Origin of the sequence: Acidovorax sp. Root217 (assembly GCF_001428645.1) — a bacterium.
GTDB lineage: Bacteria > Pseudomonadota > Gammaproteobacteria > Burkholderiales > Burkholderiaceae_C > Acidovorax.
Genome location: NZ_LMIH01000024.1, coordinates 193,607 through 220,351, shown reverse-complemented (window position 1 = coordinate 220,351; position 26,745 = coordinate 193,607). Strand labels below are relative to the sequence as shown.

The 26,745-nt window shown below is 68.7% G+C and carries 27 protein-coding genes; 8 read left to right on the top strand and 19 right to left on the bottom strand.

Annotated features, from left to right (window positions below; translation table 11 throughout):
* The 4 genes from ASE31_RS22655 to ASE31_RS22640 form a co-directional block, all read left to right on the top strand.
* Window positions 1–706: MBL fold metallo-hydrolase (locus ASE31_RS22655; protein ID WP_235514727.1), on the top strand; the 706-nt coding region annotated here is incomplete at its 5' end.
* A 21-nt stretch (window positions 707–727) separates the two neighbouring features.
* The gene (locus ASE31_RS22650; RefSeq protein ID WP_057204053.1) at window positions 728–2,377 is read left to right on the top strand and encodes an FAD-dependent oxidoreductase; all 1,650 of its coding nucleotides are present in this window, start codon (window positions 728–730) and stop codon (window positions 2,375–2,377) included.
* Between the two features lie 17 nt (window positions 2,378–2,394).
* Entirely contained in the window at window positions 2,395–2,646 is a 252-nt protein-coding gene (locus ASE31_RS22645; RefSeq protein WP_057204052.1) for a DUF2783 domain-containing protein, read from the top strand.
* A gap of 124 nt (window positions 2,647–2,770) precedes the next feature.
* Window positions 2,771–3,742, top strand: coding sequence for a tripartite tricarboxylate transporter substrate binding protein (locus ASE31_RS22640; RefSeq protein WP_057204051.1), 972 nt, complete (start codon window positions 2,771–2,773; stop codon window positions 3,740–3,742).
* A 9-nt stretch (window positions 3,743–3,751) separates the two neighbouring features.
* On the opposite strand, the gene ASE31_RS22635 is transcribed toward ASE31_RS22640, so the two are convergent.
* The 3 genes from ASE31_RS22635 to ASE31_RS22630 are packed head-to-tail and all read right to left on the bottom strand — an operon-like array spanning window position 3,752 to window position 5,474.
* On the bottom strand, window positions 3,752–4,318 hold the full coding sequence (locus ASE31_RS22635) for a DUF2062 domain-containing protein (RefSeq protein WP_235514726.1): 567 nt from the start codon (window positions 4,316–4,318) through the stop codon (window positions 3,752–3,754).
* Between the two features lie 10 nt (window positions 4,319–4,328).
* The gene (locus ASE31_RS32285; RefSeq protein WP_164470727.1) at window positions 4,329–4,487 is read right to left on the bottom strand and encodes a hypothetical protein; all 159 of its coding nucleotides are present in this window, start codon (window positions 4,485–4,487) and stop codon (window positions 4,329–4,331) included.
* Window positions 4,488–4,499: 12 nt separating this feature from the next.
* Window positions 4,500–5,474 carry a TerC family protein gene (locus ASE31_RS22630; protein ID WP_057204049.1) on the bottom strand — a complete coding sequence of 325 codons (975 nt, stop codon included), beginning with the start codon at window positions 5,472–5,474 and terminating at the stop codon, window positions 4,500–4,502.
* Between the two features lie 266 nt (window positions 5,475–5,740).
* On the opposite strand from ASE31_RS22630, the gene ASE31_RS22625 reads away from it, so the two are divergent.
* Window positions 5,741–6,646, top strand: a complete 906-nt coding sequence (locus tag ASE31_RS22625) for a LysR substrate-binding domain-containing protein (protein WP_057204048.1) — start codon at window positions 5,741–5,743, stop codon at window positions 6,644–6,646.
* Here ASE31_RS22625 and ASE31_RS22620 read toward each other — a convergent pair.
* The 14 genes from ASE31_RS22620 to ASE31_RS22555 form a co-directional block, all read right to left on the bottom strand.
* Window positions 6,636–7,811 carry an ABC transporter substrate-binding protein gene (locus ASE31_RS22620; protein ID WP_162261428.1) on the bottom strand — a complete coding sequence of 392 codons (1,176 nt, stop codon included), beginning with the start codon at window positions 7,809–7,811 and terminating at the stop codon, window positions 6,636–6,638. The genes ASE31_RS22625 and ASE31_RS22620 overlap by 11 nt on opposite strands.
* Before the next feature lie 150 nt (window positions 7,812–7,961).
* The gene (locus ASE31_RS22615) at window positions 7,962–8,711 is read right to left on the bottom strand and encodes an ABC transporter ATP-binding protein (protein WP_057204046.1); all 750 of its coding nucleotides are present in this window, start codon (window positions 8,709–8,711) and stop codon (window positions 7,962–7,964) included.
* Entirely contained in the window at window positions 8,708–10,621 is a 1,914-nt protein-coding gene (locus ASE31_RS22610; protein ID WP_082604312.1) for an ATP-binding cassette domain-containing protein, read from the bottom strand. The genes ASE31_RS22615 and ASE31_RS22610 overlap by 4 nt, the downstream gene beginning before the upstream one ends.
* Window positions 10,618–11,646 (bottom strand): branched-chain amino acid ABC transporter permease, encoded by a 1,029-nt coding sequence (locus ASE31_RS22605; protein ID WP_057204044.1) that lies wholly within the window; start codon window positions 11,644–11,646, stop codon window positions 10,618–10,620. Before ASE31_RS22605 ends, ASE31_RS22610 begins: the two co-directional genes overlap by 4 nt.
* Before the next feature lie 111 nt (window positions 11,647–11,757).
* Entirely contained in the window at window positions 11,758–12,912 is a 1,155-nt protein-coding gene (locus tag ASE31_RS22600) for an ABC transporter substrate-binding protein (protein ID WP_057204043.1), read from the bottom strand.
* A 117-nt stretch (window positions 12,913–13,029) separates the two neighbouring features.
* On the bottom strand, window positions 13,030–13,659 hold the full coding sequence (locus ASE31_RS22595) for a TetR/AcrR family transcriptional regulator (RefSeq protein WP_057204042.1): 630 nt from the start codon (window positions 13,657–13,659) through the stop codon (window positions 13,030–13,032).
* A gap of 128 nt (window positions 13,660–13,787) precedes the next feature.
* Window positions 13,788–14,873, bottom strand: a complete 1,086-nt coding sequence (gene paaE, locus ASE31_RS22590) for a 1,2-phenylacetyl-CoA epoxidase subunit PaaE (protein ID WP_057204041.1) — start codon at window positions 14,871–14,873, stop codon at window positions 13,788–13,790.
* Window positions 14,874–14,907: 34 nt separating this feature from the next.
* Entirely contained in the window at window positions 14,908–15,450 is a 543-nt protein-coding gene (gene paaD, locus ASE31_RS22585; RefSeq protein ID WP_057204040.1) for a 1,2-phenylacetyl-CoA epoxidase subunit PaaD, read from the bottom strand.
* Window positions 15,450–16,226 carry a 1,2-phenylacetyl-CoA epoxidase subunit PaaC gene (paaC, locus tag ASE31_RS22580; RefSeq protein ID WP_057204039.1) on the bottom strand — a complete coding sequence of 259 codons (777 nt, stop codon included), beginning with the start codon at window positions 16,224–16,226 and terminating at the stop codon, window positions 15,450–15,452. Before paaC ends, paaD begins: the two co-directional genes overlap by 1 nt.
* Window positions 16,227–16,237: 11 nt before the next feature.
* Entirely contained in the window at window positions 16,238–16,567 is a 330-nt protein-coding gene (gene paaB / locus ASE31_RS22575; RefSeq protein ID WP_235514725.1) for a 1,2-phenylacetyl-CoA epoxidase subunit PaaB, read from the bottom strand.
* 23 nt (window positions 16,568–16,590) lie between these two features.
* Entirely contained in the window at window positions 16,591–17,598 is a 1,008-nt protein-coding gene (gene paaA / locus ASE31_RS22570; RefSeq protein ID WP_057204037.1) for a 1,2-phenylacetyl-CoA epoxidase subunit PaaA, read from the bottom strand.
* A 28-nt stretch (window positions 17,599–17,626) separates the two neighbouring features.
* Window positions 17,627–18,934: a phenylacetate--CoA ligase PaaK gene (gene paaK / locus ASE31_RS22565; RefSeq protein WP_057204141.1), complete on the bottom strand. Its 1,308-nt coding sequence runs from the start codon at window positions 18,932–18,934 to the stop codon at window positions 17,627–17,629.
* Between the two features lie 31 nt (window positions 18,935–18,965).
* On the bottom strand, window positions 18,966–19,430 hold the full coding sequence (gene paaI / locus ASE31_RS22560) for a hydroxyphenylacetyl-CoA thioesterase PaaI (RefSeq protein WP_057204036.1): 465 nt from the start codon (window positions 19,428–19,430) through the stop codon (window positions 18,966–18,968).
* A 7-nt stretch (window positions 19,431–19,437) separates the two neighbouring features.
* Entirely contained in the window at window positions 19,438–20,241 is an 804-nt protein-coding gene (locus ASE31_RS22555) for an enoyl-CoA hydratase-related protein (protein ID WP_057204035.1), read from the bottom strand.
* 145 nt (window positions 20,242–20,386) lie between these two features.
* Here ASE31_RS22555 and paaN point away from each other — a divergent pair, with 145 nt between their 5' ends.
* Window positions 20,387–22,069, top strand: a complete 1,683-nt coding sequence (paaN, locus tag ASE31_RS22550) for a phenylacetic acid degradation protein PaaN (RefSeq protein WP_057204034.1) — start codon at window positions 20,387–20,389, stop codon at window positions 22,067–22,069.
* A 6-nt stretch (window positions 22,070–22,075) separates the two neighbouring features.
* Here paaN and ASE31_RS22545 read toward each other — a convergent pair whose 3' ends face one another.
* Together ASE31_RS22545 and ASE31_RS22540 are read right to left on the bottom strand one after the other, a co-directional pair.
* The gene (locus ASE31_RS22545) at window positions 22,076–23,407 is read right to left on the bottom strand and encodes a sulfatase (RefSeq protein WP_057204033.1); all 1,332 of its coding nucleotides are present in this window, start codon (window positions 23,405–23,407) and stop codon (window positions 22,076–22,078) included.
* Window positions 23,408–23,412: 5 nt separating this feature from the next.
* On the bottom strand, window positions 23,413–24,366 hold the full coding sequence (locus ASE31_RS22540) for a Bug family tripartite tricarboxylate transporter substrate binding protein (RefSeq protein WP_057204032.1): 954 nt from the start codon (window positions 24,364–24,366) through the stop codon (window positions 23,413–23,415).
* A 96-nt stretch (window positions 24,367–24,462) separates the two neighbouring features.
* On the opposite strand from ASE31_RS22540, the gene ASE31_RS22535 reads away from it, so the two are divergent.
* Entirely contained in the window at window positions 24,463–24,996 is a 534-nt protein-coding gene (locus ASE31_RS22535; RefSeq protein WP_057204031.1) for a MarR family winged helix-turn-helix transcriptional regulator, read from the top strand.
* 126 nt (window positions 24,997–25,122) lie between these two features.
* On the top strand, window positions 25,123–26,703 hold the full coding sequence (locus ASE31_RS22530) for an MFS transporter (protein ID WP_057204030.1): 1,581 nt from the start codon (window positions 25,123–25,125) through the stop codon (window positions 26,701–26,703).
* The last annotated feature ends 42 nt before the right edge of the window (window positions 26,704–26,745 follow it).

The following is a 26,745-nucleotide window of genomic DNA, read 5'->3' as shown; positions in this document are numbered from 1 at the left end:
GCGCGTGCTGGGCGCCAGCGCCTACGGGGCCGAGCACATCATCGCCAGCGAGGACACGCGCGACCTGATCGTCGAGCGCGGCCAGTTCGACAAGGACAGCGAGATCGGCCGCTTCCCGCGCCTGTTCCAGAATGTGGAAAGCGTGCCGGACGGCCTGACCTGGCCGACCATGACCTTCAACAAGAAGATGACGCTGTGGCTGGGCAAGCTTGAGGTGCAAATCCTGCAGCTGGGCCGCGGCCATACCAAGGGCGATACCGTGGCCTGGCTGCCAGCAGAGAAGATCCTGTTCAGCGGCGATCTGGTGGAATTCGGCGCCACGCCGTACGCGGGCGATGCCTACTTCAACGACTGGCCGCAGACCCTGGACAACCTGGCGGCCTTGAAGCCCGAGAAGCTGGTGCCCGGCCGGGGCGCCGCGCTGCAGACGCCCGCCCAGGTGCAGGAAGGCCTGGCCGGCACGCGTGCCTTCATCAGCGACCTGTACGAGAGCGTCAAGGAAAGCGCCGCCAAGGGCGAGGACCTGCGCAAGGTGTACGAAGCCACCTTCGCCAAATTGCAGCCCAAGTACGGCAACTGGGTGATCTTCAACCACTGCATGCCGTTTGACGTGACGCGCGCGTACGACGAAGCCACGCAGTACCCGGACCCACGCATCTGGACCGCCGAGCGCGACGTGCAGATGTGGAAGTCGCTGGAAGGCTGAGGCGCCCCGGAGGAGACAAGCATGACAACAACAACGTCCGCGCCACCCGCCTTCGACGGAACAGGCGTCCAGGTACAGGCCATCGAATTCGCCTACCGGCGCTCCCCCGACCAGGATGCCCCGGCACCCGTGCAGCACCCCGTCGTGGTGGTGGGCGCGGGGCCCGTGGGCCTGTCCCTGGCTATCGACCTGGCCCAGCGCGGCCAGCGCGTGGTGGTGCTGGACAACGACTGCAAGCTGTCCAGCGGCTCGCGCGCCATCTGCTTTGCCAAGCGCACCCTGGAGATCTGGGACCGCCTGGGCGTGGGCCAGCGCATGGTGGACAAGGGCGTCTCGTGGAACGTGGGCAAGGTGTTCTTCCACGACGCGCCGCTGTACGAGTTCAACCTGATGCCCGAAGAAGGGCACGAACGGCCGGCCTTCATCAACCTGCAGCAGTACTACGCCGAGGCCTACCTGGTGGAGCGGGCGCTGCAGTTGCCCAACATCGAACTGCGCTGGCACAACAAGGTCACTGGCATTGCGCCGCGCGATGACGGTGCGCTGCTGACCATTGAAACACCCGAGGGCTGCTACAGCATCGACGCGCAGTGGGTCGCCGCCTGCGATGGTTCGCGCTCGCCGCTGCGCCAGCTGATGGGCCTGGAGAGCAAAGGCCGCATCTTCCAGGACCGCTTTCTGATCGCCGACGTGAAGATGGCCAGCAGCGCCGACTTTCCGACCGAGCGCTGGTTCTGGTTCGACCCGCCCTTCCACCCCAACCAGAGCGTGCTGCTGCACCGCCAGCCCGACAATGTCTGGCGCATCGACTTCCAGCTGGGCTGGAACGCCGACCCCGAGGAAGAGAAGAAGCCCGAGAACATCCTCCCGCGCGTGCGCGCGCTGCTGGGCCCCGATGCGCAATTCGAGCTCGAATGGGCCAGTGTCTACACCTTTGCCTGCCTGCGCATGGACCGCTTCGTGCACGGCCGCGTGGTGTTCGCGGGCGACAGCGCGCACGGTGTGTCGCCCTTTGGCGCACGGGGCGCCAACAGCGGCGTGCAGGACGCCGAGAACCTGGCCTGGAAGCTCGACTGGGTACTGCGCGGCCGGGCCGGCGAGAAGCTGCTGGCCACCTACGGCCCCGAGCGCGAGTACGCGGCCGACGAGAACATCGCCAACTCGACCCGGGCCACCGACTTCATCACACCCAAGAGCGAGATCAGCCGCCTGTTCCGCGACGCCGCGCTGGAGCTGGCGCGCGAGCACCCGTTTGCGCGCCGCATCGTCAACAGCGGGCGCCTGTCGGTGCCGGCCACGCTGCACGGCTCGGCGCTGAACACGCCCGACGGCGATGCGTTTACCGGCACCCAGGTGCCGGGCGCGGTGCTGCTCGATGCGCCCGTGCTGCACGGTGGCCAGAGCGCCTGGCTGCTGCGCACGCTGGGGCCGGACTTCACGCTGCTGGTGTTCGGCCCCGCTCCGGCCTGGGCCGCCACCCTGCCCCAGGTGAAGCTGCTGCAGGTGGGCACCGACCTGCAGGACACCCAGGGCCTGCTGGCCAGGCGCCTGGACGCCCAGCCCGGCACGGCCTACCTGGTGCGGCCCGACCAGCATGTGTGCGCGCGCTGGCGCATCCCCACCGAAGCCGCGGTACGTGCGGCCCTCGCCACCGCTACGGCCACCGCCTGAACCAGGAGCGCCATACCATGCTGAACACCCAGCCCCACCTGCAGGCCTGCGACGATTTCTACGAGGCACTGATCAACGCGCACCAGGGCCTCACGCCGCCAGAGAGCCACGCGATGAATGCCCGCCTGGTCCTGCTGCTGGCCAACCACATCGGCGACCAGGCCACGCTGCTGCATGCGCTGAAGCTGGCGCGCGGCAGCAACGCGCCCGCCAGCGCTGCAGACATGGCGGCCGTGACACCGGTCGCGCCGGTGCACGCTGCGAACTGACGCCGCCCACAACCGCCCCCAACCACCATTCAGCCACCGCGCAAGCCCCGCACAGACGGGGCCTGCGGCGCCGCTGTGCCCGTTCCAACCCCATCCATCCCTTGACCACCGGAGACAAACCACCATGCTGCGCCAACACTTCCTCGCCACCCTCGCGGGCCTGGCACTCACGCCCCTCGCCCTGCCCCTGCACGCGCAGGACCACAGCAAGCCCCTGGAATGGGTGGTCGGCTACGCGGCCGGCGGTGGCTCGGACATCGTGGCCCGCACCATTGCCGAATCCATGGGCGCCAGCCTGGGCCGCCCCGTCATCATCAACAACAAGCCCGGCGCGGGCACCAACATCGCGGCCGACTATGCCGCGCGCCACAAGGATTTCGGCAACCTCATCTTCTCGGCCGACTTCGCCACGCTGGCGGCCAACCCCTTCCTGTTCAGCAAGCTGAGCTACAACGCCGAGAAGGACTTCCAGCCCGTGGGCCTGCTGGTGCGCTTTCCGATGTTCCTGGTGGTCTCGAACAACGTGCCCGCGAAGAACCTCAAGGAGTTCATGGCCTGGGCCAAGGGCAACGCCGATGGCGTGAACTGGGCGTCGGCCGGCCCCGGCAGCCCGCACCACCTGGTGGGCGAGCTGTTCCGCGAGCAGAGCGGCCTCAAGCTGACCCACGTGCCCTACCGCGGCGCGGCCCCGGCCATCCAGGACGTGATCGGCGGCCAGGTGCCGGCGATGTGGATCGACAGCGCCACGGTCTACCCCTTCCTTGCCACGAACAAGGTGCGCGCCATCGGCGTGGCCAGCCCGCAGCGCGTGGCGACCATGCCCGACGTGGCCACCATCCAGGAGCAGGGGCTGCAGGGATTCGAAGGCTATGCATGGCAAGGGCTGGTGGCCCCCACGGGCACTTCGGCCGAGGCCGTGGCCCAGTTCAGCAAGGCGCTGCAGACCGCCCTGGCCGATACGCGCACGCGCGCGCGCCTGCAGGCCCTGGGTGTGGAGCCCCTGCCCGGCACCCCGGCCCAGATGGGCAGCTATGCGCGCGCCGAGCGAGAAAAATGGGGCCGCGTGATTGCCAAGGTCGGCGTCAAGCTCGATTGAGCCACAGGCTCAGGCCTGGTCGCGCAGGGCGCGGGCACGCTGCCGGCGGCGCCCGCGTTGCAGCACGGGCGCGAGCCACAGGGCCTGCACCGCTGCATAACCCAGTACGGCGAGGACCAAGCCCAGCACCGGCAGGCCGACCAGCAGCGGCGTGCCCAGCGCCTGCATCCACTCGGCCAGCGCCTGCACGCTGAAGGCGCCTGCCGGGCCGGCCGCATTGAAGGCCGGCAGCGACTGCTCGCCGGGCAGCACCAGCGAGCCCACCTGGAAGGCCAGCACATACAGCGGCACGGTGGTCAAGGGGTTCGTATAGAAGGTGGTGACGCCGCCGGCCACCACGTTGCCGCGCAGCCAGGCGCAGGCGCCGACCGCGCCCACCAATTGCAGCGGGCCGGGAATGAGCCCGCAGAACAGGCCGGCGGCGACCCCGCGTGCCAGCGGCTCGCGCTGGAAGCGGAACAGCGCACGCTGCTCCATCCACGGCACGGCACGGGCCAATGCCGTGCGTGCCAACTGGTCTCGCACACTCGGCTCCAGGTGGCGCAGCTTGCGGCGCAGGGTGCTCAGCATCCGCATGGGCGGGCCGTCACCAGCTGAAGGCCGCTGCGGTGGCCAGGCCCCACAGCGTTGCCAGGGCCGTGAGCAGGCCCACGTCGCGCCGGTCGTTGCCCAGGCGCCAGGCCATCAGGGCCGTGCCCGCCAGGGCCACCATCAGGGTGAGCATCACCGATTCGATCATGTCCATGGCCGGTCTCCTTCAAGGCTTGGGAGGCTCAGCAGCCGGTGGGCTGCCGGCCGAGCTGCGCAGCGACAGGACGATGGAGCCGGCAATCAGGCCCGCGGTGACCAGCAGAGCGTAGCCGATCGGGATCTTCACCAGGTCGATGAGCAGCATCTTGCCGCCGATGAACACCAGCACCAGGGCCAGGCCATAGGCCAGCAGGTGGAAGCGGTCGGCCAGGTCGGCCAGCAGGAAGTACAGCGCACGCAGGCCCAGGATGGCGAAGATGTTGGCCGTGAGCACGATGAACGGGTCGCTGGTGATCGCGAAGATGGCCGGGATGCTGTCCACCGCGAAGATGATGTCCGTGGTGCCGATCAGGATCAGCACCACGAACAGCGGCGTGTAGTGCTTGACGCCGTTGATGCTGGTGGTCAGCTTCTCGCCGTCGAACACGTCGGCGATGCGGATGCGCTTGCGCAGAAAGCGCAGCACCGGGTTGGTCGCGATGTCGGGCTCCTGGCCGGCGGCGAACCACATCTTGGCACCCGTGAACACCAGGAAGGCGCCGAACACGTAGAGCAGCCAGTGGAACGAGGCCAGCAGCCAGGCGCCTGCCAGGATCAGCAGCGTGCGCAGTACGATGGCGCCGATGATGCCTATGATCAGCGCGCGCTTCTGGTGCTGTGGAGGTACCGCAAAGTAGCTGAACAGCATCAGGAAGACGAAGATGTTGTCGATGGACAGGCTCTTTTCCACCAGGTAGCCGGTGATGAACTGCATCGACACGGTGTTGGCCACCTCGCGGCCCTGGCTGCCGTCCAGGTACCACCACAGGCCGGCCACGAACACGAAGGCCAGCGAGAACCACAGGGCGCTCCATTTCAGGGCTTCCTTGGTCGTGACCTTGTGCGCGCCCTGGCGCTCCATGACCAATAGGTCGATGCCGATGGCCACGACCACAAAGACGGCAAACCCCGCCCACATCCACCAGGTTCCGATTGTTTCCATGATGTTCTGATCCTTCGCGCGATGGCGTCAGCGCCGCGAACGCGGCAGGGGTGGCAGGCCCGGGGTCGGGGTGGACAGGGGACGGGGGGCGGCATGGCGCATGGGTTCTCTCCGGTGCGGTCAGTTGGGAATTTCAGGGCAAGCCCGCACTGTAGGGATGCTTTTGCATCTTAAAAACCTGTCTTCACGGTACTATGGGTTCGGTTTTTACGAACCAAATATTCTCCACGCCCATACCCCTTCAGCCTGTTGGGATACGCAACACCATGAGCCAGAGCTTCAACTACCGCCACCTGTATTACTTCTGGGTGGTCGCCAAGGAGGGCGGTATCGCGCGCGCCGCCGAGCGGCTGGACATGGCCGTGCAGACCATCAGCGCGCAGGTGCGCCTGCTGGAGCAGGCCTTGGGCACCAGCCTGCTGCGCACCGAGGGGCGCAGCCTGGTGCTCACCGAGGCGGGCGTGGCCGCGCTGCACGAGGCCGACCAGATCTTTGCGCTGGGCGAGCAGTTGACCCACCGCGTGCGCGAGGCCGCCAGCGGCCGGACGCTGCGGCTGAACCTGGGCATCTCCGACGGCATCGCCAAGCTGGCCATGCACCGGCTGCTGACGCCGGTGCTCGACGAGCCGCACCTGCGCCTGCTGTGCCACGAGGGGGAATTCCAGCCGCTGCTCGGCGAGCTCGCGCTGCACAAGCTCGACGCGGTGCTGGCCGACCGCGCCGCGCCGCCGAACCCGGCCCTCAAAACCACCAGCCAACTGCTGGGCACGAGTGCCGTGGCCTGGTACGCGCCGCCTGTGTGGGCCGAAGCGGCGGCCCGGCAGTTTCCGCAAAGCCTGGCCGTGGTGCCAGTGCTGCTGCCCACCGACCACGCCGCCATGCGCGCGCGCATCGACCACTGGCTGGAGCGCGAACGCATCCGCCCGCGCATTGCCGGCGAGTTCGAGGACAGCGCCCTGCTGAGCACCTTTGCCGCCACGGGCATGGGCGTGATGCCGGCCCCCGTGACAGTGGGCGCACACCTGCTCAAGACCCACGGCCTGGTGCAGGTGGGCTCCACGCCCGACGTGCAGGAGCAGTTCCACTTGATCTACAACGCGCGCAAGGTCATGCACCCGCTGCTCACGCGGCTGCTGGAGGCGGCGCAGGGCGGTGCGCTGCTTACTTCGTAAAACGGCCGTCGCGGCCCATCATCAGCAGATCAACAAACTTGCCCGAGCTGTGCTGCGTGGCCGATAGCTCCACGGGGTAGCCGCCCAGGTTCACGCTCTTCATCGACTCCATGGCCTGCACCAGTCCTGCGCGCGTGGGCTTGGCGCCGGCGCGCTGCAGCGCTTCGACCAGGAAGCGGGCGGAGATGAAGCCCTCCATCTGGCTGAAGGTGTACTCGGTGATGCCCTTGGCCTTGGCCAGGGTCTGGAACTCGCGCGAGATCGGCATGCTCTGGTTCCACGGCGAGGGCACGACCTGCGAGACCACGATGCCCCGTGCGCGTTCTCCGAGGGCCTTGACCAGTTGCGCGTTGCTGATCACCGAGAGCATGTAGAACGTGGTGCGGTGGCCGGCCGCCAGGTAGGCATCGACGAAATCCACGCTGGGCTTGCCCGCGCTGATGACGATGATGGCCTGGGGCGCGGCCTTGGCCACCACAGCCACGGCGTCGGCCATCTTCGAGCCGTCCACCTCCAGCGGGGCCTGGGCCACAAGTTCCACCTTGTGGTTCTTGACCGACTTCTCGACCGAGGCCAGGCCGCCGGTGCCGAAGGGGTTGTTGAGGTAGACCGCCGCGATGCGCGCGATGCCCACCGAGGCCAGTTGCTTGACCGTGGCATCGAGTTCGGCCGCATAGCCGGCCTTGATGTTGAAAACGTAGCGGCTGCCAGCCTGGCGCAGGCCGTCAGAGCCCGTGAACGGCGCGATGAAGGGCACGCCGCGATCCTCGGCAATCGGCAGGGCGGCCAGGGCCGGGGGCGTGCCGGCGTACTGGAACAGCGCGAGCACCTTGTCCTCGTCGATCAGCTTCTTCGTGTTCTCGGCCGCCTTCTTGGGGTCGTAGGCATCGTCGATGGCGACCACGCGGATCTTGCGGCCGCGCACGCCGCCCGAGGCATTGACGTGGTCGAAATACAGGGCCGAGCCCTGGCGCACTTCGCTGGTCAGTGCCGCGAGCGGACCGCTCAACTGGCACGACTGGCCGATGACGATCTCGCCGTCGGTCACGCCCGCGCTGTCCTGGGCCCAGGCCGTTCCGGTGGCCCAGCCCAGGGCCATTGCGAGTGCGGTGCGCCGGCGGGCGGCACCCGCGCGTGAGAGGGGTTGAACTCCTGCTGCTGCCATGTTGTCTTGTCTCCTGTCGTCTTTATGGTTCTTCATCACAACGCAAAAACCTTCCGGTGCCAGGCCTGGCATGCGGAAGGATGGAATAACGGAGCTGCCGCCGCGTCACGCAGCAGCCCTGGGAGCGCGCTGGCGCTCCCCGAAAAAATCTCAGGCCACCTCGGCCGGGGCGTGCGCAGCCCCGCCCATGCCCAGGTAGGTGTCGATGATGCGGCGGTCGTTGAGCAGATCCTGCGCGGCACCCGTGAGCGCCACGGCGCCCATTTCGAGCACGTAGGCCCGATCGGCCACGCGCAGCGCGGCGCGCGCGTTCTGCTCCACCAGCAGCACCGACACGCCATGCGCCCGCAGCGAAGACACCACCTGCAGCACCTCGCGCACGATGAGCGGGGCCAGGCCGAGCGAGGGCTCGTCGAGCATCAACAGGCGCGGGCGCGCCATCAGCGCACGGCCGATGGCCAGCATCTGGCGCTCGCCGCCCGAGAGCGTGGAGGCCAGTTGCGGGCGGCGCTCGCGCAGGCGCGGGAAGATCTCGAACACCTCGTCCATGCGCTGCGCCTGGTCGCGCTGGCCACGGCGCCAGCGCGAAAAACCGCCCAGCAGCAGGTTGTCCTCCACCGACATCTCGCCAAACAGCTCGCGCTTTTCGGGCACCAGGGCCACGCCGCGCGCCACCATGGCTTCCACGCTGGGGCGCACGATGCGCTCGCCGGCCAGGGTGATGGCGCCGGTGGCCGGCAAGAGGCCCATGGCCGCGCACAGCAAGGTGGTCTTGCCCGCGCCGTTGGGGCCGATGACGGTGACGATCTCGCCCTCGTTCACGTCAAGCCTCACCTGGTGGACGGCTTCCACTTGGCCATACGACACGGAGAGGTCCTGGAGTTGCAGCAAGGCGGTCATGCGGTGGCTCCTTCGGTGGCAGTGGCGGCAGGCAGGTCGTCGTCGGACCCGCCCAGGTAGGCATCGAGCACGCGCTGGTTGCTCTGCACCTGTGCGGGCGTGCCCTCGGCGATCACGGTGCCGAACTCCAGCACCGTGATGCGGTCGGCCAGGTTCATCACGAACTCCATGTCGTGCTCCACCACCAGGATGCCCAGGCCCTCGGCGCGCAGCTGGCGCAGCAGGTCGGCCAGGGCGCGCTTTTCGAGGTGGCGCAGGCCGGCGGCGGGCTCGTCTAGCAGCAGGATGGCTGGCTGGCCGGCCAGTGCGCGCGCGATCTCCACGATGCGCTGCTGCCCCAAGGCCAGCGAGGCGGCGGGCGCATCGGCATGGGCGCCCAGGCCGCAGCGCTCGATCTGGCGGCGCGCCTCGGCCAGCAGCGCGGCCTCTTCGGCCCTGTCCAGCCGCAGCATCGAGGCCAGCCAGCCGCGGTGGGCGCGCTGGTGCGCGCCCAGGGCGACGTTCTCGACCACGCTGCGCTGGCCCAGCAGGCGCACATGCTGGAAGGTGCGCGCCATGCCCAGGCGGGCGAAGGCCCGCGAGGGGCGGCGCAGCATGGCCTGGTCCACCAGGCGCACCTCGCCCTCGGTGGCGTCGTCCACGCCCGAGATCATGTTGAAGAAGGTGCTCTTGCCGGCGCCGTTGGGGCCGATCAGCGCATGCACCTCGCCGGCCTTGACGTCCATGGACACGTTGTTGTTGGCGACCAGCCCGCCAAAGCGCTTGGTCACGTTGCGGGCCTGCAGCAATACCGTGCCGGGCGCTGGCAGCGTGCGCTGCGCCAGCTCGGTGGCCTGGCGCACGGCACGCGGCGCCTCGCGGCGCAGCCAGCGCTCGCCCAGGCGGTTCAGCGTGGGCCACAGGCCATCGGCAAAGCGCTGCAGCACGAAGACCATGAGCAGGCCGAAGACGATGACCTCGAAGTTGCCGCTGGTGCCCAAGAGTGAGGGCAGCACGTCCTGCAGCTTCTCCTTGAGCAGGGTGATCAGCGTGGCGCCCAGCACCGCGCCCCAGAGGTGGCCGGCACCGCCGACCACGACCATGAACAGGTACTCGATGCCGATGTTGAGGTTGAACGGCGTGGGGCTCACGAAGCGCTGCAAATGCGCATACAGCCAGCCCGAGATGGCCGCCAGCAGCGCCGCCAGCACGAAGAGCTTGATGCGGTAGTGCGCCGTGTCCACCCCCATGGACTCGGCCATCACCCGCCCGCCCTTGAGCGCGCGGATGGCACGGCCCTCGCGCGAATCGAGCAGGTTGTGCAGCAGCCACAGCGACACCAGCAGCACCGCCCAGATCAGCACGCCGATGGCGCGCGGCGAAGCCAGAGAGAACCCGGCCACGATGAGCGGGGGCACGCCGGTGATGCCGGTCTGCCCGCCGAGGAACTCCATGTTGCCGAACAGGTAGTACAGCGATAGCCCCCAGGCGATGGTGCACAGCGGCAGGTAGTGGCCCGAGAGCTTGAGCGTGACCGAGCCCAGGCCCCAGGCCAGCGCGAAGGTGATCACCAGGCCCAGCACCAGCCCCACCCAGGGCAGGCCGGCCATGCCGACGATGCCCGAGAGCGCCTGCACCGACGCGGGCGCGGTGCAGATCCAGGCCGTGGCATAGGCCCCGACGCCCACGAAGGCCGCCTGGCCAAACGAGGTCATGCCGCCCACGCCGGTGAGCATCACCAGGCCCGCCGCGACGATGGCGTACAGGCCGATGTAGCTGAGCACGACCACGGTGAAGTCGGGCAGGAAGCCCCAGCACAGGGCCAGCAGCGCCACGGCCGCGAGCGTCAGCTGGGTGCGCGTGACGATGCCGCGCGATGGGCCTGCAGCTTGTGCCCTGGCGGCCATCTCTGTCTTGACGGGCGTGCTCATTCCTCATCCTCCACATGGCGGCTGTTGAGCGAGCGCCACCACAGCACGGGCACGATCAGGGTGAACACGAGAACCTCCTTGTAGGCACTGGCCCAGAACGATGCAAAGGCCTCCAACTGGCCCACGATCAGCGCGCCGAGCAGCGCCATGGGGTAGCTGCCCAGGCCGCCGACGATGGCCGCGACGAAGCCCTTCAAGCCAATCAGGAAACCCGTGTCGTAGTACACGGTGGTGAGCGGCGCGATCAACAGGCCCGAGACGGCACCGATCAGCGCGGCCAGGGCGAAGCTCACATCGCCCGACAACTCGGTGGGGATGCCCATGAGGCGCGCGCCCACGCGGTTGAGGGCCGTGGCGCGCAGCGCCTTGCCCACCATGGAGCGGCCGAAGAACAGGAACAGCAACATCACCAGCGCCAGCGTGACGCCCAGCACCACCAGCGACTGGCCCGAGACGGGGATGCCGCCGAGGTCGAAGCGCGCCTCCGAGAAGGGTGGCGTGCGCGAGCCTTCGGCGCCGAAGAACAACAGGCCCAGGCCCACCAGCACGCCATGCAGCGCCACCGAGACGATGAGCAGCATCAGCACCGTGGCATCGGCCAGCGGGCGATACGCCAGGCGGTACAGCAGCGGCCCCATGGGCGTGATCAGGATCAGCGTGGTGAGCGCCTGCATGCCCAGCGAGGTGGGGCGCAGCCCGAGGATCAGGCCGGCGGCCACCAGCGGCAGCACCAGGCACCACACCACCGTGGCGGACCAGTTCACGGGGCTGCCGCGCCGAAAGCGCACCGCCTCGACCACCAGCACCACCGCGGCCATCCCCAGCAGCAGCCACAGCGTGGCGGGAATGCGCCCACCCTGCATCATGGCCATGGTCAGCGCCCCGAAGGCCACGAACTCGCCCTGGGGGATGAAGATCACCCGGGTCACGGAAAAAACCAGCACCAGCGCCAGCGCCATCAGTCCATAGATGGCGCCGTTGACAATGCCGTCCTGCCCCAGCAGCAGGGCGATCTGCAAATCCATATTCGGCTTTCTGTCTATTGAAGGCAGGTATGCCGCAGGGCTGCGCAGGCAGCGGGCACTTCGTCAGCCCGCCGCCCTCGCATCTGCGCCATCAGACCTCGCTGTGCTCGGTCAGGGCTGGTATTTCCAGGTGCCGTTCTCGATCTTGACCATCACGCGGGCGCGCTGGTCCAGGCCAAGGTGGTCGTTCTCGGACATGTTGAAGATGCCGTGGGCGCCGGGCACTTCCTTGATCTGCTCCAGCGCATCGCGCAGGGCGGCACGGAACTCGACTGTGCCGGGCTTGGCCTTCTTGAGCGCGACGGGCACGGCCGCGGCCATCAGCACGCCAGCATCCCAGCCGTGGGCGCCGAAGGTGGAGACGCTGTCCTTGCCGTTGGCGGCCTCATAGGCGGCCACGTAGGCGCTGGCCGACTTCTTCACCGGGTGCGAAGCGGGCAGTTGCGAGGCCACGAGCACGGGACCGGAGGGCAGGAAGGTGCCTTCCACATCCTTGCCACCCACGCGCAGGAAGTCGGCATTGGCTACGCCGTGGGTCTGGTAGACCTTGCCGGTAAAGCCGCGCTCCTTGAGCGCCTTCTGCGGCAGGGCGGCCGGCGTGCCGGAGCCGGCGATCAGCACGGCGTCGGGCTTGGCCGAGATCATCTTCAGGGTCTGGCCGGTCACCGAGGTGTCGGTGCGCGCATAGCGCTCGTTGGCCACGATCTGGATCTTCTTGATGGCGGCGGCCTTGCCGAACTCCTGGTACCAGCCTTCGCCGTAGGCATCGGCAAAGCCGATGAAGGCCACGGTCTTGATGCCGGCGTTGGCCATGTGGTCGACGATGGCCAGCGACATCATGATGTCGTTCTGCGGGGTCTTGAAGACCCACTTCTTCTTGGCATCCATGGGCTCGACGATGCGCGCCGAGGCGGCCATGGAGATCATGGGCGTCTGCGCCTCGGCCACCACGTCGATCATGGCCAGCGAGTTGGGCGTGGTGCTCGATCCCAGGATGATGTCGACCTTGCTTTCGCTGATCAGCTTGCGCGTGTTGCCCACGGCCGTGGTCGTGTCCGACGCATCGTCGAGCACGATGTAGTTGACCTTCTGGCCGCCGATGGTGCGCGGCATCAGAGCGATGGTGTTCTTCTCGGGAATGCCCAGCGATGCGGCGGGGCCGGTGGCCGACACCGTGACGCCGACGGTGATGTCGGCCAGGGCAGCGCCGCAGGCCATGGCGGCAGCAGCGGCCACCAGCGCGAGTTGTGCAAAACGGAATTTCATGCTTTGTCTCCTGTGGATCATTGTGAAAGAAAGAGGTCAGCGCCGAGCATGGCTCCGGCGCTCAGCGGGCTCTTGGTGGCCGCTTGGGAATACACGACATGCGTGGTGCACGCATTGTCATAGACGGGGAGGCCTTTCGGCCAGTGGCGGGGGCATGCGCACGGCAGGAAACCCGCCAAAGAACAGGTCGGCCACGATGGGCGCCATAGTCTCGTAGTCGAGCTCGCCATCGGGCTTGAGCCAGGTGAACATCCAGTTGATCATGCCGAACAGCAGCATGGTCAGCGCCTTGGTCAGGCCTGCGGCATCGGTGTCGGGGCGCATCTGCGCCAGCGCCTGGGCAAAAACGGCCACCACGGCGCGCTCCTTGCCGAGGATGCGCTCGCTGTCCTCGGGCTGCAGAAAGCGCACGTCCTCGGTCAGTACGCGGTGGGCATGCTGGGCTTCGGCGTATTCCTCGACGAAGCGGTGGATCAGCTCGCGCAGCCGCGCCTCGGGTTCGAGCTGCTTGCCCTGCACCTCGTCCACCAGGGCCTGCAGGCGCGAGACATGGCCGTCGGCGATATGCACGAGCAGGTTGTACTTGTCGCGAAAGTAGTGGTACAGCGTGGGCTTGGACAGGCCGCAGGCCTCGGCCACCTCGTTCATCGAGGTGGCGGGGTAGCCGCGGCGTGCAAACAGTTCGGCGGCATGGCGGAGGATCAATTCGCGCTGGTCGTCGTATCCGGGGGATCGTCCTCGGGCCATGGGCAGTTTTCCTTTGCATCCGGTAGTGAAGGGCCGCCATCTTGCCGCATGCCGACGCACAGGGAGCACGCTGGCGCCCATTCTCCCCAGGGAGAAGGCGCTGTACGGCACTGCGGCAGCCGGGTTCATCACCGCTCGTCGAACGACAGCACCACGCTGTCGGTCAGGGGCCGGCACTGGCAGGTGAGGACGAAGCCGGCGGCCACGTCGGCCTTGTCGAGCGCAAAGTTGCGCTCCATGCGCACCTCGCCCTCCACGCACTTGGCGCGGCAGGTGCCGCACACGCCGGACGTGCACGAGAAAGGCACCTCCAGCCCGGCGGCCGACGCGGCATCGAGGATGCTCGCCTGCCCGTCGGAGAAGGGGAACTCGCGCCTGAGGCCGTCGCGCACGATGGCGATGCGCGCGGTCTTGGCATCGCCCGGAAGTGCCTCGTGCACCACGGTCCCCACCTGCCCGCCTGTGGGCAGGGCCACGCCGAAGCGCTCCACGTGGATGCGCTCGGCCGGCACGCCGCCCGCCAGCAGCGCGGCCTCGGCCTCGTCGTTCATCTGGAAGGGACCGCAGATGAAGGCCTCGTCGATTTTCTGCGCGGGGATAAGGGCGCGCAGGAACTCGGCGAGCTTTTCGCGGTTCACGAAGCCCATGTTCAGCGGCGCGTCGGTCTGCTCGGCCGAGAACACATGGTGCAGCACCAGCCGCGTGAGGTAGCGGTTCTTGAGGTCCTCGATCTCCTCCTTGAACATGGTGGACTGCAGCGTGCGGTTGCCGTAGATCAGCGTGAAGCGGCTGCCGGGCTCGCGCGCCAGCACCGTCTTCATGATGGACAGGATGGGCGTGATGCCGCTGCCGCCCGCGATGCCCAGGTAATTGCGCTGCGCCTGGGGCTGTATCGGTACGAAGAAGCGGCCTTGCGGCGCCATGACCTGCAGGGTGTCGCCCACCTGCAGCTGCGCATTGATCCAGTTGGAGAACACGCCGCCGTTGACCTTGCGCACGCCCACGCGCAGCTCGGCATCGTCGACACCGGCGCAGATGGAGTACGAGCGGCGCAGGTCCTGGCCGCCAATGTCGGTGCGCAGCGTGAGGTACTGGCCCTGGGTGAAGCCGAAGACCTCGCGCAGTTCGGGCGGCACGTCGAAGGAGACGATGACGGCCTCGGCCGTGTCGGGCTCGATGGCGCGCACGCGCAGGGGATGGAAGATGACGCTCATGTCGGTGTCTTGTAGGAGGGCGTGAAAAGGGTCTTCACAGCGGCTTGAAGTGCTCGAAGGGCTCGCGGCAGGCCATGCAGCGGTACAGCGCCTTGCAGGCCGTGGAGCCGAAGGCCGAGAGCCGCTCGGTCTGCAGGCTGGCGCAGCGCGGGCAGGCCAGCGACGGCGCAGCGGCATGCGTGCGCGGCATGAAGCGCAGCGGCACCTCGGTGCCCGGCGGCAGCGGGCCCGGCGGCGCGATGCCATAGGCCAGCAGGCGCGCGCGCCCTTGCTCGGTGATCCAGTCGGTGGTCCAGGCGGGGGCTCGCTGCAGGGTGGCGTGGGCCGGGCCCAGGCCGGCGGCGTCGATGGCCGCCAGCACGTCGTGCTCGATCACCTCGGTGGCCGGGCAGCCCGAATAGGTGGGGGTGAGCACGATCTCCAGGCCCTCGCCCGCCAGACGCACGTCGCGCACGATGCCCAGGTCGCACACGGAGACTGCGGGCACCTCGGGATCGGGCACGTTGGCGAGCACCTCCCACGCCCGCGCAATGCGTGCGTCGGCGGCTTGCGGGCGAGCAATGGCCTCGGCCATCATCACCACACGCCCCCGGGAAAGCTGCGCTGCAGGTGCTGCATCTCGGCCAGGATGAAACCCATGTGCTCGCTGTGCACACCCTGCTTGCCGGTGCTGCGAAACGCCGACTCTTTGGGCGTGGCCAGGCTGGCGGCGGCGAGGACCTGCGCCATCTCATCCGTCCAGGCGCCCTGCAGGTCGGCCCAGCGCGGGCCCAGGCCTGCGGCGTGGGCAGCGTCCTCGACCGCATCGGAGGCGAACAGCTCGGGCGTGTAGCGCCACAGCGAAGCCAGGGCGGCCTCGGTGCGGCGGCGCGACTCGGCCGTGCCGTCGCCCAGGCGCACCACCCAGTCGGCACAGTGCTGCTGGTGGTAGCGCGCCTCCTTGAGGGCCTTGCCGGCGATGGCGGCCAGCTCGGTGTCGCTGGAGCTGGCCAGGCGCTCCCACAGCAGCTTGAGCAGAGTGGCCACCATGGTGTTGCGCACCATGGTGAAGGCGAAGTCGCCGCGCGGCAGCTCGACCAGGGTCACGTTGACGTAGTCGCGCTCGTCGCGCAGGAAGGCCAGCTGGTCTTCGTCATGGCCGCGGCCCTCGATCTGGCCGGCCCGCGTGAGCAGCGCGCGCGCCTGGCCCACGAGGTCGAGCGCCATGTTCGCCAGGGCGATGTCTTCTTCGAGCACGGGACCGTGGCCGCACCATTCGGACAGGCGCTGGCCCAGGATCAGGCAGGTATCGCCGATGCGCAGCAGGTACTGCACGGCCGGGTCCTGGCTGGTGTGGATGCTGGTGGCTTGCATGGCAGTCGCTCTCACATGTGGTCCACGGACTCGGGCAGCACGTAGAAGGTGGGGTGGCGGTAGACCTTGTCCTGCGCGGGGTCGAAGTACATGGCCTTCTCGCCCGGGTCGCTGGCCACGATCTGGTCGGAGCGCACCACCCAGACGCTGGTGCCTTCCTGGCGGCGGGTGTAGACGTCGCGCGCCAGCTGGATGGCCATGCGCGGGTCGGCCGCGTGCAGGCTGCCGCAGTGCTTGTGGTCGAGGCCTGCCTTGCTGCGCACGAACACCTCCCACAGCGGCCATTCAGTGGCCATGGCGGGATCGGCAACGGGGGTGGAGGGGGCGGATGGGGTCGTCATGGGGTATCTCGAATGGGGAAGGCTCAGGCAGCGGCGCGAACCGGGGTGTGCTTGGCGGCATGGGCCAGGGCGGCTTCGCGCACCCAGGCGCCATCGTCCCAGGCCTTGACGCGGGCGCCCAGGCGCTCTTCGTTGCAGGGGCCGTCGCCGCCGATCACACGCCAGAACTCGCTCCAGTCGATGGCGCCGTAGTCATGCGCCTGGCGCTCTTCATTCCACTTCAGGTCGGGATCGGGCAGGGTGACGCCGAGCAGTTGGGCCTGCTCGACCGTGGCGTCGATGAACTTCTGGCGCAGGGTGTCGTTGGAGATGCGCTTGATGCCCCAGCGCATAGACTGTGCGGAGTTGGGCGACTGGTCGTCCGGCGGGCCGAACATCATGATGGAGGGCCACCACCAGCGGTTGACTGCGTCCTGCACCATGGCACGCTGCGCCTCGGTTCCCTGCTTCATCATGGTCAGCAGGGCGTCGTAGCCCTGGCGCTGGTGAAAACTCTCTTCACGGCAGATGCGCACCATGGCACGCGCATACGGCGCGTACGAGCAGCGGCAGATCGGCACCTGGTTCATGATGGCCGCGCCATCGACCAGCCAGCCGATGGTGCCCATGTCGGCCCAGGTCAGCGTGGGGTAGTTGAAGATCGAGCTGTACTTGGCGCGCCCGGTGTGCAGTGCGTCGATCATCTGGTCGCGCGAGGTGCCCAGAGTCTCGGCCGCGGCGTACAGGTACAGGCCGTGGCCGCCCTCGTCCTGCACCTTGGCCAGCAGGATGGCCTTGCGCTTGAGCGTGGGCGCGCGGGATATCCAGTTGCCCTCGGGCAGCATGCCGACGATTTCCGAATGCGCATGCTGGCTGATCTGGCGCAGCAGGGTCTTGCGGTAGTGGTCGGGCATCCAGTCCTTGGCCTCGATGAATTCGCCTGCGTCGATACGCGCATCGAACTGCTCCTGGCGCTGCATCTCTTCGGCGCTGCGCAGGGCCTTGGCGTCGCCGCCTTCCTTGCCCATGGTGTCCATGGCCTGGGTGTACATCGTGGTGTCCTTTCGTGGGGGTCGCCGCTCAGCGGGCGCGCTGGTCGATCACGCGGCGGGCCTTGCCCACCAGCGTGCGTTCGATGGAGTCGGTGGCCAGCACCTCGACCTGGCAGGTGATGCCCACCAGGGTCTTGATGCGGTGCTGCACCCAGCCGGTAAGGTCCGGGCGCTCGCCGTCTGCCACGCCGGGCTGCAGCTCGCAGCGCACGGTCACCTGGTCGAGGTTGCCGTCGCGCGCCACGAGGATCTGGTACTGCCCCGAGAGCTTCTCGTTCTGCAGCACGATCTCTTCGATCTGCGTGGGGAACACGTTCACCCCGCGGATGATGAGCATGTCGTCCGAACGGCCCACGATCTTGCCCATGCGCCGGAACGCGCGCGAGGTGGGCGGCAAGAGGCGCGTGAGGTCGCGCGTGCGGTAGCGGATCATGGGCAGCGCCTCCTTGCTCAGCGAGGTGAACACCAGTTCGCCCTCCTGGCCATCGGGCAGCACCTCACCCGTCTCGGGGTCGACGATCTCGGGGTAGAAATGGTCTTCCCAGACCACCGGGCCGTCCTTGCTCTCGATGCACTCGCTGGCCACGCCCGGACCCATCACCTCGGACAGGCCGTAGATGTCCACCGCGTCGATGCCGGACTTGGTCTCGATCTCGCGGCGCATGGCCTCGGTCCAGGGCTCGGCACCGAAGATGCCGATCTTGAGCGAGCTTTCGCGCGGATCGAGCCCCTGGCGCACGAACTCTTCGTTGATGACCTGCATGTACGAGGGCGTCACCATGATGATGCTGGGCGCGAAGTCGCGGATCAGCTGCACCTGCTTTTCGGTCTGGCCGCCCGACATCGGGATCACCGTGCAGCCGGCGCGCTCGGCGCCGTAGTGCGCGCCCAGCCCGCCCGTGAACAGGCCGTAGCCGTAGGCCACGTGGATCAGGTCGCCGGCGCGCCCGCCCGCAGCGCGGATCGAGCGCGCCACCAGGTCGGCCCAGGTGTCGATGTCCTTGCGCGTATAGCCCACCACCGTGGGCTTGCCCGTGGTGCCCGAGGAGGCATGGATGCGCGACACCTGCTCGCGCGGCACGGCGAACATGCCGAAAGGGTAGTTGTCGCGCAGGTCCTTCTTGACGGTGAAGGGGAACTTCGACAAGTCGGACAGCTGTTTGAGGTCCGAGGGGTGCACGCCCTTGGCATCGAAGGCACGCTGGTAATGCGCCACGTTGTCGTAGGCGTGCTGCAGCGTCCAGCGCAGGCGCTGCAGCTGCAGGGCCTGGACTTCATCGCGGCTGGCGGTTTCGATGGGCTCCAGGTCGCCTGGGGCAGGTTGGCGCACGGCCATGGATGTCTCCTGTGGGTCTATGTAGGGGGGGTCAGCGGCCGGCGGCATCCAGCGGCACGGTGGGCTTGCCCTTCATGCAGTACGAGCGGCCGCGGAACACGGCGATCGCTTCGCCGCGCTGGTTGTGCACGTTCACGTCGTACACGCCGGTGCGGCCGGCCAGCGAGACCTCGCGGGCCTCGGCCGTGAGACGGTCGCCCTCGCGCGCCGGTGCCAGGAAGTCGATGGACAGGCCCGAGGCCACGGTCATCTCGTTGCGCGCATTGCACGAGAAGGCGAAGGCCGAATCGGCCAGCGTGGTGATGAAGCCGCCGTGGCAGATATCGAAGCCGTTGAGCATGTCGGCCCGCACGGTCATCTCGAGCGTGGCCTGCCCCGGGCCGATGGCCGTGATGGCGATGCCCAGGCCCTGCGTGGCGCGGTCGTTGGCCAGCATGCCGCTGCGCACATGCTCGGCGATGGCCTGGGGGTCGAGCGTGGAAGTGGTGGAATCCATGGGGTACTCAGCGGTCTTTGAACACGGAAGCGCGCTTGCCGATGAAGGCCTCGACGCCCTCGCGGTAGTCGGCGGAAGCCCCCAGCGTGCGCTGCACGGCAGCCTCGTGCGCCAGGGCCTGGCCGAAGTCCATCTGCGCCGCAGCGTCCATCGCGTTGCGCGTGGCCACCAGCGCCTTGACGGGCATGGCGGCCAGGCGCTGGGCCAGGGCCTGGGCTTCGTCCTGCAGCGCGGCATCGTCCACGCAGCGCCAGATCAGGCCCAGGCGTTCGGCCTCGGGCGCGGGCAGCTTGTCGCCCAGCAGCGCCAGGCCCAGGGCCTGGGCGCGGCCGACCAGGCGCGGCAGCAGCCAGGTGCCGCCGGTGTCGGGCACCAGGCCGATCTTGGTGAAGGCCTGGATGAAGCTGGCCGAGCGCGCGGCCAGCACCAGGTCGCAGCCCAGGGCCAGGTTGGCCCCGGCGCCCGCAGCCACGCCGTTCACGGCGGCGATGACCGGAATGGGCATGCTGCGGATGCGCTGGCACAGCGGGCCGTAGAACTTGTCGATCACCTCGCCCAGGTCCTTGGCCGGTGCACCGGGCGTGAGGTCGGGCGCCACGGCGGGGTCGGCCAGGTCCTGGCCGGCGCAGAAGGCCCGGCCCGTGCCCGTGAGTACAACGCAGCGCACCTCGGCGTTGGCCGCAGCGGCCTCCAGGGCTGCCAGCAGCTGCGCATGCAAATCGGCGGTGAAGCTGTTCAGCGCGGCCGGCCGGTTGAGCGCCAGTGTTTGCACGGCGCCCGACTGCGTTACGAGGACCAGGGGTTCGGACATGGATGCTCCTGCCTGCCAGGGGTGAGGGAAAGTGGTCTTGATCGATCGCAAACATTATTGACCGACCGTTCGGTAGAGAATAAACTTTCCACAACCCTGATGCAAGTCAAACCCCTCAGGGCAAACCCTTAACGGAGACAAATACATGCCCCTGTTCGATACCCACCGCGCTCTGCTGGACGGAGCCATCAATGCCCTGGCGACGCGCGGCCACTGGACGCCCTTCCCCGAAGCGCCCTCGCCCAAGGTCTATGGCGAGACCGGCCAGGCCGATGGCCAGGCGGCCGTGGCTGCCTTGCTGGGCAAGGACTTCCCGCTGCAGCAACCCGGCGAGCGGGGCCGGCTGGCCACGGAGCGCTCGCCCTATGGTGTGGCGCTGGACGTGCGCTACCCCGATTGCGACGTGCACGCGCTGGTGGCCGCAGCCCAGGCCGCCGAACCGGCCTGGCAGGCGCTGGGTGCGCAGGGCCGCGTGGGCGTGCTGCTGGAGGCGCTCACGCGCATCCACCGCCGCAGCCACGAGATCGCGCATGCCGTGATGCTGACCACCGGCCAGGGCCCGATGATGGCCTTCCAGGCCGGCGGCCCGCATGCGCAGGACCGCGCGCTCGAAGCCATCGCCTACGCTTGGAAGGCCATGGCCGACGTGCCCGGCGAGGCGCTGTGGGACAAGCCCCAGGGCAAGAACCCCTCGCTGGTGATGCAAAAGCACTACGAGATCGTGGGGCGTGGCGTGGCCCTGGTGATAGGCTGCGCCACCTTTCCGACCTGGAACACCTACCCCGGCCTGTTCGCGGCGCTGGCCACGGGCAACCCGGTCATCGTCAAGCCGCATCCCAACGCCGTGCTGCCGGCCGCGATCTCGGTGAACATCCTGCGCGAGGTGCTGGCCGAGCAGGGGCTGGACCCGAACACCGTGACCCTGGCCCTGAGCCCCCGCGCCGAAGACACGCAGGCCCTGGCCACGCACAGCGCGGTGGCCAGCATCGACTTCACGGGCAGCAACCAGTTCGGCCACTGGCTCATCGACAACGCCCGCCAGGCGCGCGTGTATGCCGAAATGGCCGGGGTGAACACCGTCATCATCGAATCGACCGACCAGTATGCGGCGCTGCTGCGCAACCTGGCGTTCACGCTGTCGCTGTACAGCGGCCAGATGTGCACGACCACGCAGAACATTTTGGTGCCGCGCGGCGGCATTGCCACCGACGAAGGGCACAAGAGTTTCGAGCAGGTGGGCGAGGACCTGGCCGCCGCCGTGACCGAGCTGGCCTCGAACCCGCGCGTGGGCACCTCGGTGCTGGGCGCCGTGGGTTCGCCCGAAACGGTCGCGCGCATGCAGCAGGCGAGCAGCAAGGGCCGCCTGGTGCTGGCCTCGCGCGCCCTGCCCCACCCCGAGTTCGCCAGCGCGCAGATCCACACGCCGGTGATCGTGGCGCTGGAGCAGGCCGACAGCGCCATCTACGGTGAGGAATGCTTTGGCCCCGTGTCATACCTGGTGGCCACCGATTCGGGCGCGGCCTGCCTGCAGGTGGCCGAAGCCACGCTGCGCACACACGGTGCGCTGACCCTGGGCGTGTACTCCACGGACCGCAGTTATGTCGACGCAGCCGTGGCTCTGGGCCGGCGCACGCGCGTGGCCCTGTCCATCAACCTCACGCAGGGCGTGTTCGTGAACCAGTCCGCATCGTTCTCGGACTACCACGCCACGGGCGGCAACCCGGCCGCCAACGCCACCTACACCAGCCTGGCTTTCGTGGCCGACCGCTTTGTGATCGTGCAGCGGCGCGAGCATGTGGCTGCGCCGATAGCGCCTGCTGCGCAGTAAGCGGCCTCAGCGCTGGGGCATGTCCTTGACGGAATAACCCAGGCTGACCGTCGCGTCCTCCGGGATGGCCGGCATGGTGGCATTCCACACCTCCCATGCCGCGCGCATCGCGGCCAGGCGCCCGGGGTCCACCTGGGCGCGGTTGGCACGCTCGCGCTCGTCGTCGGCCAGGTTGAAGAGGTAGTCATTGCCGTCCACGCGAAGGTACTTCCACTCGCCTTCGCGCATGGCGCGCTGGCCGCGGTGGTTCATGCGCCAGAACAGCGGGCGCTCGCATTCCCAGTCGGCATCGCGCAGCAGCGGCATCAGCGAGGTGCCGTCGAGCGGGTAATCCGCATCGGCGGCCACGCCGGCCGCGTCGAGCATCGTCGCGGACCAGTCCATGGTCATGCAGCTGTGCACGCTCTCGCCGCCCGGCGCGATCACGGCGGGCCAGTGGGCGATCCACGGCACGCGGATACCGCCCTCGGTCAGGTCCATCTTGCCGCCCACCAGGGGCCAGTTGTCCGAGAAACGCTCGCCGCCGTTGTCGCTGGTGAAGACCACCAGTGTGTCGCGATCGATGCCGTGGCGGGCCAGCGATTCCATGATGCGGCCGATGCCCTCGTCCATGTGGTGGATCATGCGGCGGTAGGTCTCGATGTTGCCGCCGTGCAGGTGGAACAGGTTCTGGCGCACCTCCTCGGCCAGCGCGGCATCGTCGCGTGTTTCCCAGGGCCAGTGCGGCGCGGTGTAGTGCAGGCTCAGGAAGAACGGCGTGCCCGCCTGGGCGCCGGGCGCCATGCGCTCCACAAAATCCAGCGCATGGTCGGTGATAAGGTCGGTGAGGTAGCCGTCCTGCTGCGCCTCCTCCTCCCCCAGGTAAAGATCGTGCTGCCCGGCAGAGCTGCAGTGCGTGAAGTAGTCCACCCCGCCCGACATGGGGCCGAAGAATTCCTCGTAGCCCGACTGCAGCGGCCCGAAGGCCGGCGGGTAGCCGAGGTGCCACTTGCCCATCAGCGCCGTGCGGTAGCCGCCGGCGCGCAGCAGCGAGGGCAGCGTGGGGTGCGATGGCGGCAGGCCCAGCGTGGTGCTGCCCCGGCTCTTGCTGTTGATGGGCTCCTCGGCCGCGCCGCGCAGGCGGTACTGGTAGCGCGCGGTCATCAGCGCAAAGCGGGTGGGTGAGCAGACCGGCGAGTTGGAATAGCCCTGGGTGAGCTTGAGGCCCTGGACGGCCAGGCCGTCGAGCACGGGCGAGACCGGGCCGAAGGCGGCCTCGCGTCCACCGTAGCAGCCCAGGTCGGCATAGCCCAGGTCGTCGGCGACGATGAAGAGGATGTTGGGGCGCTTTTGCTGCATGGCGATCAGGGTTTGAAGCCGGAGCGTTGCACAACGGGGGCCCATTGCGCACGGTAGGCCTTGAGCATGGCCTCGGTCTGCGCCATGGTGCTGGCCACGGGCTCCATCTTGGCGGCCTCGAACTTGCGGCGGGTGTCGGGGTCCTTCATCACCTCGTGGATCAGGCCAGCCAGGCGCTCGGCCTGGGCCTTGGGCATGCTCATGGGCGCGAAGAAGGTATTCCAGCCCGTGGCGGCCAGGTCCATGCCGCCTTCCTTGAAGGTCGGGATCTTCGGATCGAGCGGGCTGCGCTTGGCGCTGGACACCGCCAGGATGCGGATCTTGCCCGCCTCGTGCTGGGGCAGCAGGGTGTCGAAGGTGTCGAAGGCCACCGGCACCTGGCCGCCGATCAGGTCGTTGAGCAGGGGGGCCGAACCCCGGTAGCCGATCACCTCGGCATTGACCTTGGCGGCATCGCCCACCATGAGGCCGAAGAAGTGCGGCAGGCTGCCCGTGGCGGGCACGCCGAAGTTGGCCTTGTCGGGGTTGGCACGCAGCCAGGCGATCAGGTGTGGCAGCTCGCGCACGGGCACGGCGCTGGAGACGGCCACGCCGAACTCGTAGCTGTTGACATGGCTCACGGGGCGGAAGTCGCGCTCGGCGTCGTAGCCCGCATCAGGGAAGACCAGCGGCGCCACAAGCATCACGGCCGGGTTGGCCAGCAGCAGCGCGGGCTGGTTGGCCGGCGCGCTCTTGACGGCCTGGGCCGAGAGGCGGCCACCGGCGCCGGTGCGGTTCTCCACGATCACGGGCGAGCCGAGCTTCGCCTGCAGCTTGTCGGCCACGATGCGGGCGACCCGGTCGCTGGAGCCGCCGGGCGCATAGCCGACGATGATGCGCAGCGGGGCCTCCTGGGCGTGGGCCAGGCAGGCCGACAGCGCGAGCGCGGCGGTGAGGATGAAGGCAGGCGGTTTCCACATGGCGGCGCTCCCGGATGAATATCGATAGAAGGAATGGCGCACTGTATCGGGCCCACAATGGATTGATCTAAACAACCATTGCCCGGACATACCCTGATGCCCGCACCCGAACCCGCCACCCCGCCCCGGCTGGCCGACCCCGAGGCGGCCCAGCACCTCCTGATGTACCGCCTGAACCGCCTGCTGGCCGTGGCCGGCAGCCTGGTGGTGCGCCTGTGCGAAGGCGGCTACGGCATCACGCGGCGCGAATGGGGCCTGTTGATGTGGCTGGCCGAGCGACCGGGCATGCCCCCGGCCGAGCTGGCCCAGCGCCTGGGGCTGGACCGTGCGCGCACTTCGCGCGCCATCACCTCGCTGCTGGCCAAGAAACTCATCACCCGCGATGCCATGCCGGGCGACCGGCGCCAGGCCGTGCTTTCGCTCACCCCGGCAGGCCAGGCGGTGCACGACGCCCTGTTCCCACAGATCAAGGCGCTCAACCAGGGCCTGCTGGCCGGGCTGGACGCGGGCGCGGTCGAAGCGCTCGATGCCAGCCTGGCCCACCTGCAGCGCCAGGCCGAGGCCCTGGTGGCCACCCGCACCGATGTGCCGCGCACCTACCGGCTCAGGGGCGGGCGGCACATCGAGTAGGCCAATTCATTGGCCGATGTACAGGCAATCGAAGGGTTGTGCCACGCCAAAGGCGGCTGGTAACGCTATCCTGTGGCTACAGGTGCAGCGCGCACCTCCTCTATATAAGAATCCCACTCCGCATCCATGTCCACATCCACCTCGCTCTGGAGCCCCTTGCGCCAACCTGCATTCAGGGGCCTGTGGCTGTGCGGCGGGGTGTTCTTCATCGGCAGCGGCATGCAGACCATGGCGGCAGCCTGGCTGATGGTGGAGCTCACGGGCTCCTCCTTCCTGGCCGCGCTGGTGCAGACCGCCGTGTTCATGCCCATGTTCCTGCTGGCGCTGCCAGCCGGCGTGCTGGCCGACACGACCGACCGGCGCCGGCTGATCTCGGGTGCGCTGATGGCGCAGATCGGTGCCTGCAGCCTGCTGGCCCTGCTGGTGCTCATGGGCTGGGGCGGGCCGGCGTCGGTGCTGTTCCTGGTGTTCGTGTGCGGCTGCTGCACCGCCGTGCTCACGCCGGCCTGGAACTCCTCGGTCATCGACCCGGTGCCGCGCGAGGAATGGCCGCAGGCCATCACCGCCGTGAGCATCGCCTACAACGCAGCGCGCGCCGTGGGCCCCACGCTGGCCGGCCTGGTGTTCGCACAGCTGGGGGCTGGCTGGGTGTTCGCCGTGGCGGCGTGCACCACCGTGGTGATGTGGGAATCCATCCGCCGCTGGCCCCCGCGCCCGCATGCCCCGACGCGGCTGCCGGCCGAGCGCCTGTGGGGCGGCACCCTGAGCGGGCTGCGCTTTGCCTGGCATTCGCGCATGATCCTGGCGCAGCTGGTGCGGGTGATGGCGTACAGCGCGGCGGGCTCGGCCCTGTGGGCCCTGCTGCCCGTGATCGCCCAGCGCCAGCTGGGCACGGGCGCCCAGGGTTTCGGGCTGCTCATGGGCTGCCTGGGCACGGGCGCCGTGGCCGTGGGCCTGGTCATCGGCAAGCTGCGCGCCCGGTTCAGCCTGGATGCCATCGTCAACGTGGCCTGCCTGGTGTTCGCCGGGGCGATGCTGGTGGCGGCGTTCTCGCATACCGCCTGGGTGGTGTACCTGGCCATGGTGCTGGGGGGCGCGGCCTGGATGTCGGCCATGTCCACCTTCAACACCGCCACCCAGGCCAGCGCCCCGCCCTGGGTGCGCTCGCGTGCGGTGGCCATGCACATGGTGGCGGCGCTGGGCGCCTTCGCCATGGGCTCGGCCTTCTGGGGTGCGGCTTCGGACATCGTGGGCCTCGCGCCCACCCTCTGTGTCGCCGCGGCCATCATGGGCGCAGGCCTGCTGCTGGCGCGCCCCATGCCGCTGCGCATGGGCGCCTTGCACGAGGTGACGCAGGCCACGCCCTGGGACGAGCTGTTCATCGAGGCCGAGCCCCTGCCCGAAGCCGGCCCGGTAGCCGTAGAGGTGGGCTACCGCATTGCGCCGGGCAACGACGCCGACTTCCTGGACACCATCAGCCGCATGAAGGCGCCGCGCCGGCGCGACGGCGCCACTTTCTGGCGTGTGTACAAGGACCTGGGCGAGCCCTCGCGCTATGTGGAGCGCTTCATCGTCGAGTCATGGGCCGACTACCTGCACCAGCGCGCCCGCGCCACCATGGCCGACCAGGCGTTAGAAACCGAGGTGCGCGCCTACCTGGCGCCCGGCGAGGTGGCACGCATGTCCCACTACATCGCTGAACGGTAGCTCCCCCTGAGCCGCTTCGCGTCTTCCCCCTGAGGGGGACGC

Bases quoted from the DNA above. Each gene is read 5' to 3' on its own strand.
- ASE31_RS22605 (WP_057204044.1), bottom strand. From the start codon at position 11,646: ATGGATTTGCAGATCGCCCTGCTGCTGGGGCAGGACGGCATTGTCAAC.
- paaK (WP_057204141.1), bottom strand. From the start codon at position 18,934: ATGGCCGTGCGCCAACCTGCCCCAGGCGACCTGGAGCCCATCGAAACC.
- paaC (WP_057204039.1), bottom strand. From the start codon at position 16,226: ATGCAAGCCACCAGCATCCACACCAGCCAGGACCCGGCCGTGCAGTAC.
- paaA (WP_057204037.1), bottom strand. From the start codon at position 17,598: ATGTACACCCAGGCCATGGACACCATGGGCAAGGAAGGCGGCGACGCC.
- ASE31_RS22635 (WP_235514726.1), bottom strand. From the start codon at position 4,318: ATGCGGATGCTGAGCACCCTGCGCCGCAAGCTGCGCCACCTGGAGCCG.
- ASE31_RS22540 (WP_057204032.1), bottom strand. From the start codon at position 24,366: ATGTGGAAACCGCCTGCCTTCATCCTCACCGCCGCGCTCGCGCTGTCG.
- ASE31_RS32285 (WP_164470727.1), bottom strand. From the start codon at position 4,487: ATGGACATGATCGAATCGGTGATGCTCACCCTGATGGTGGCCCTGGCG.
- ASE31_RS22535 (WP_057204031.1), top strand. From the start codon at position 24,463: ATGCCCGCACCCGAACCCGCCACCCCGCCCCGGCTGGCCGACCCCGAG.
- ASE31_RS22650 (WP_057204053.1), top strand. From the start codon at position 728: ATGACAACAACAACGTCCGCGCCACCCGCCTTCGACGGAACAGGCGTC.
- ASE31_RS22610 (WP_082604312.1), bottom strand. From the start codon at position 10,621: ATGAGCACGCCCGTCAAGACAGAGATGGCCGCCAGGGCACAAGCTGCA.
- ASE31_RS22595 (WP_057204042.1), bottom strand. From the start codon at position 13,659: ATGGCCCGAGGACGATCCCCCGGATACGACGACCAGCGCGAATTGATC.
- ASE31_RS22645 (WP_057204052.1), top strand. From the start codon at position 2,395: ATGCTGAACACCCAGCCCCACCTGCAGGCCTGCGACGATTTCTACGAG.
- ASE31_RS22640 (WP_057204051.1), top strand. From the start codon at position 2,771: ATGCTGCGCCAACACTTCCTCGCCACCCTCGCGGGCCTGGCACTCACG.
- ASE31_RS22530 (WP_057204030.1), top strand. From the start codon at position 25,123: ATGTCCACATCCACCTCGCTCTGGAGCCCCTTGCGCCAACCTGCATTC.
- ASE31_RS22615 (WP_057204046.1), bottom strand. From the start codon at position 8,711: ATGACCGCCTTGCTGCAACTCCAGGACCTCTCCGTGTCGTATGGCCAA.
- ASE31_RS22630 (WP_057204049.1), bottom strand. From the start codon at position 5,474: ATGGAAACAATCGGAACCTGGTGGATGTGGGCGGGGTTTGCCGTCTTT.
- ASE31_RS22600 (WP_057204043.1), bottom strand. From the start codon at position 12,912: ATGAAATTCCGTTTTGCACAACTCGCGCTGGTGGCCGCTGCTGCCGCC.
- paaN (WP_057204034.1), top strand. From the start codon at position 20,387: ATGCCCCTGTTCGATACCCACCGCGCTCTGCTGGACGGAGCCATCAAT.
- ASE31_RS22545 (WP_057204033.1), bottom strand. From the start codon at position 23,407: ATGCAGCAAAAGCGCCCCAACATCCTCTTCATCGTCGCCGACGACCTG.
- ASE31_RS22555 (WP_057204035.1), bottom strand. From the start codon at position 20,241: ATGTCCGAACCCCTGGTCCTCGTAACGCAGTCGGGCGCCGTGCAAACA.
- paaI (WP_057204036.1), bottom strand. From the start codon at position 19,430: ATGGATTCCACCACTTCCACGCTCGACCCCCAGGCCATCGCCGAGCAT.
- paaE (WP_057204041.1), bottom strand. From the start codon at position 14,873: ATGAGCGTCATCTTCCATCCCCTGCGCGTGCGCGCCATCGAGCCCGAC.
- paaB (WP_235514725.1), bottom strand. From the start codon at position 16,567: ATGACGACCCCATCCGCCCCCTCCACCCCCGTTGCCGATCCCGCCATG.
- paaD (WP_057204040.1), bottom strand. From the start codon at position 15,450: ATGATGGCCGAGGCCATTGCTCGCCCGCAAGCCGCCGACGCACGCATT.
- ASE31_RS22620 (WP_162261428.1), bottom strand. From the start codon at position 7,811: ATGGCAGCAGCAGGAGTTCAACCCCTCTCACGCGCGGGTGCCGCCCGC.
- ASE31_RS22625 (WP_057204048.1), top strand. From the start codon at position 5,741: ATGAGCCAGAGCTTCAACTACCGCCACCTGTATTACTTCTGGGTGGTC.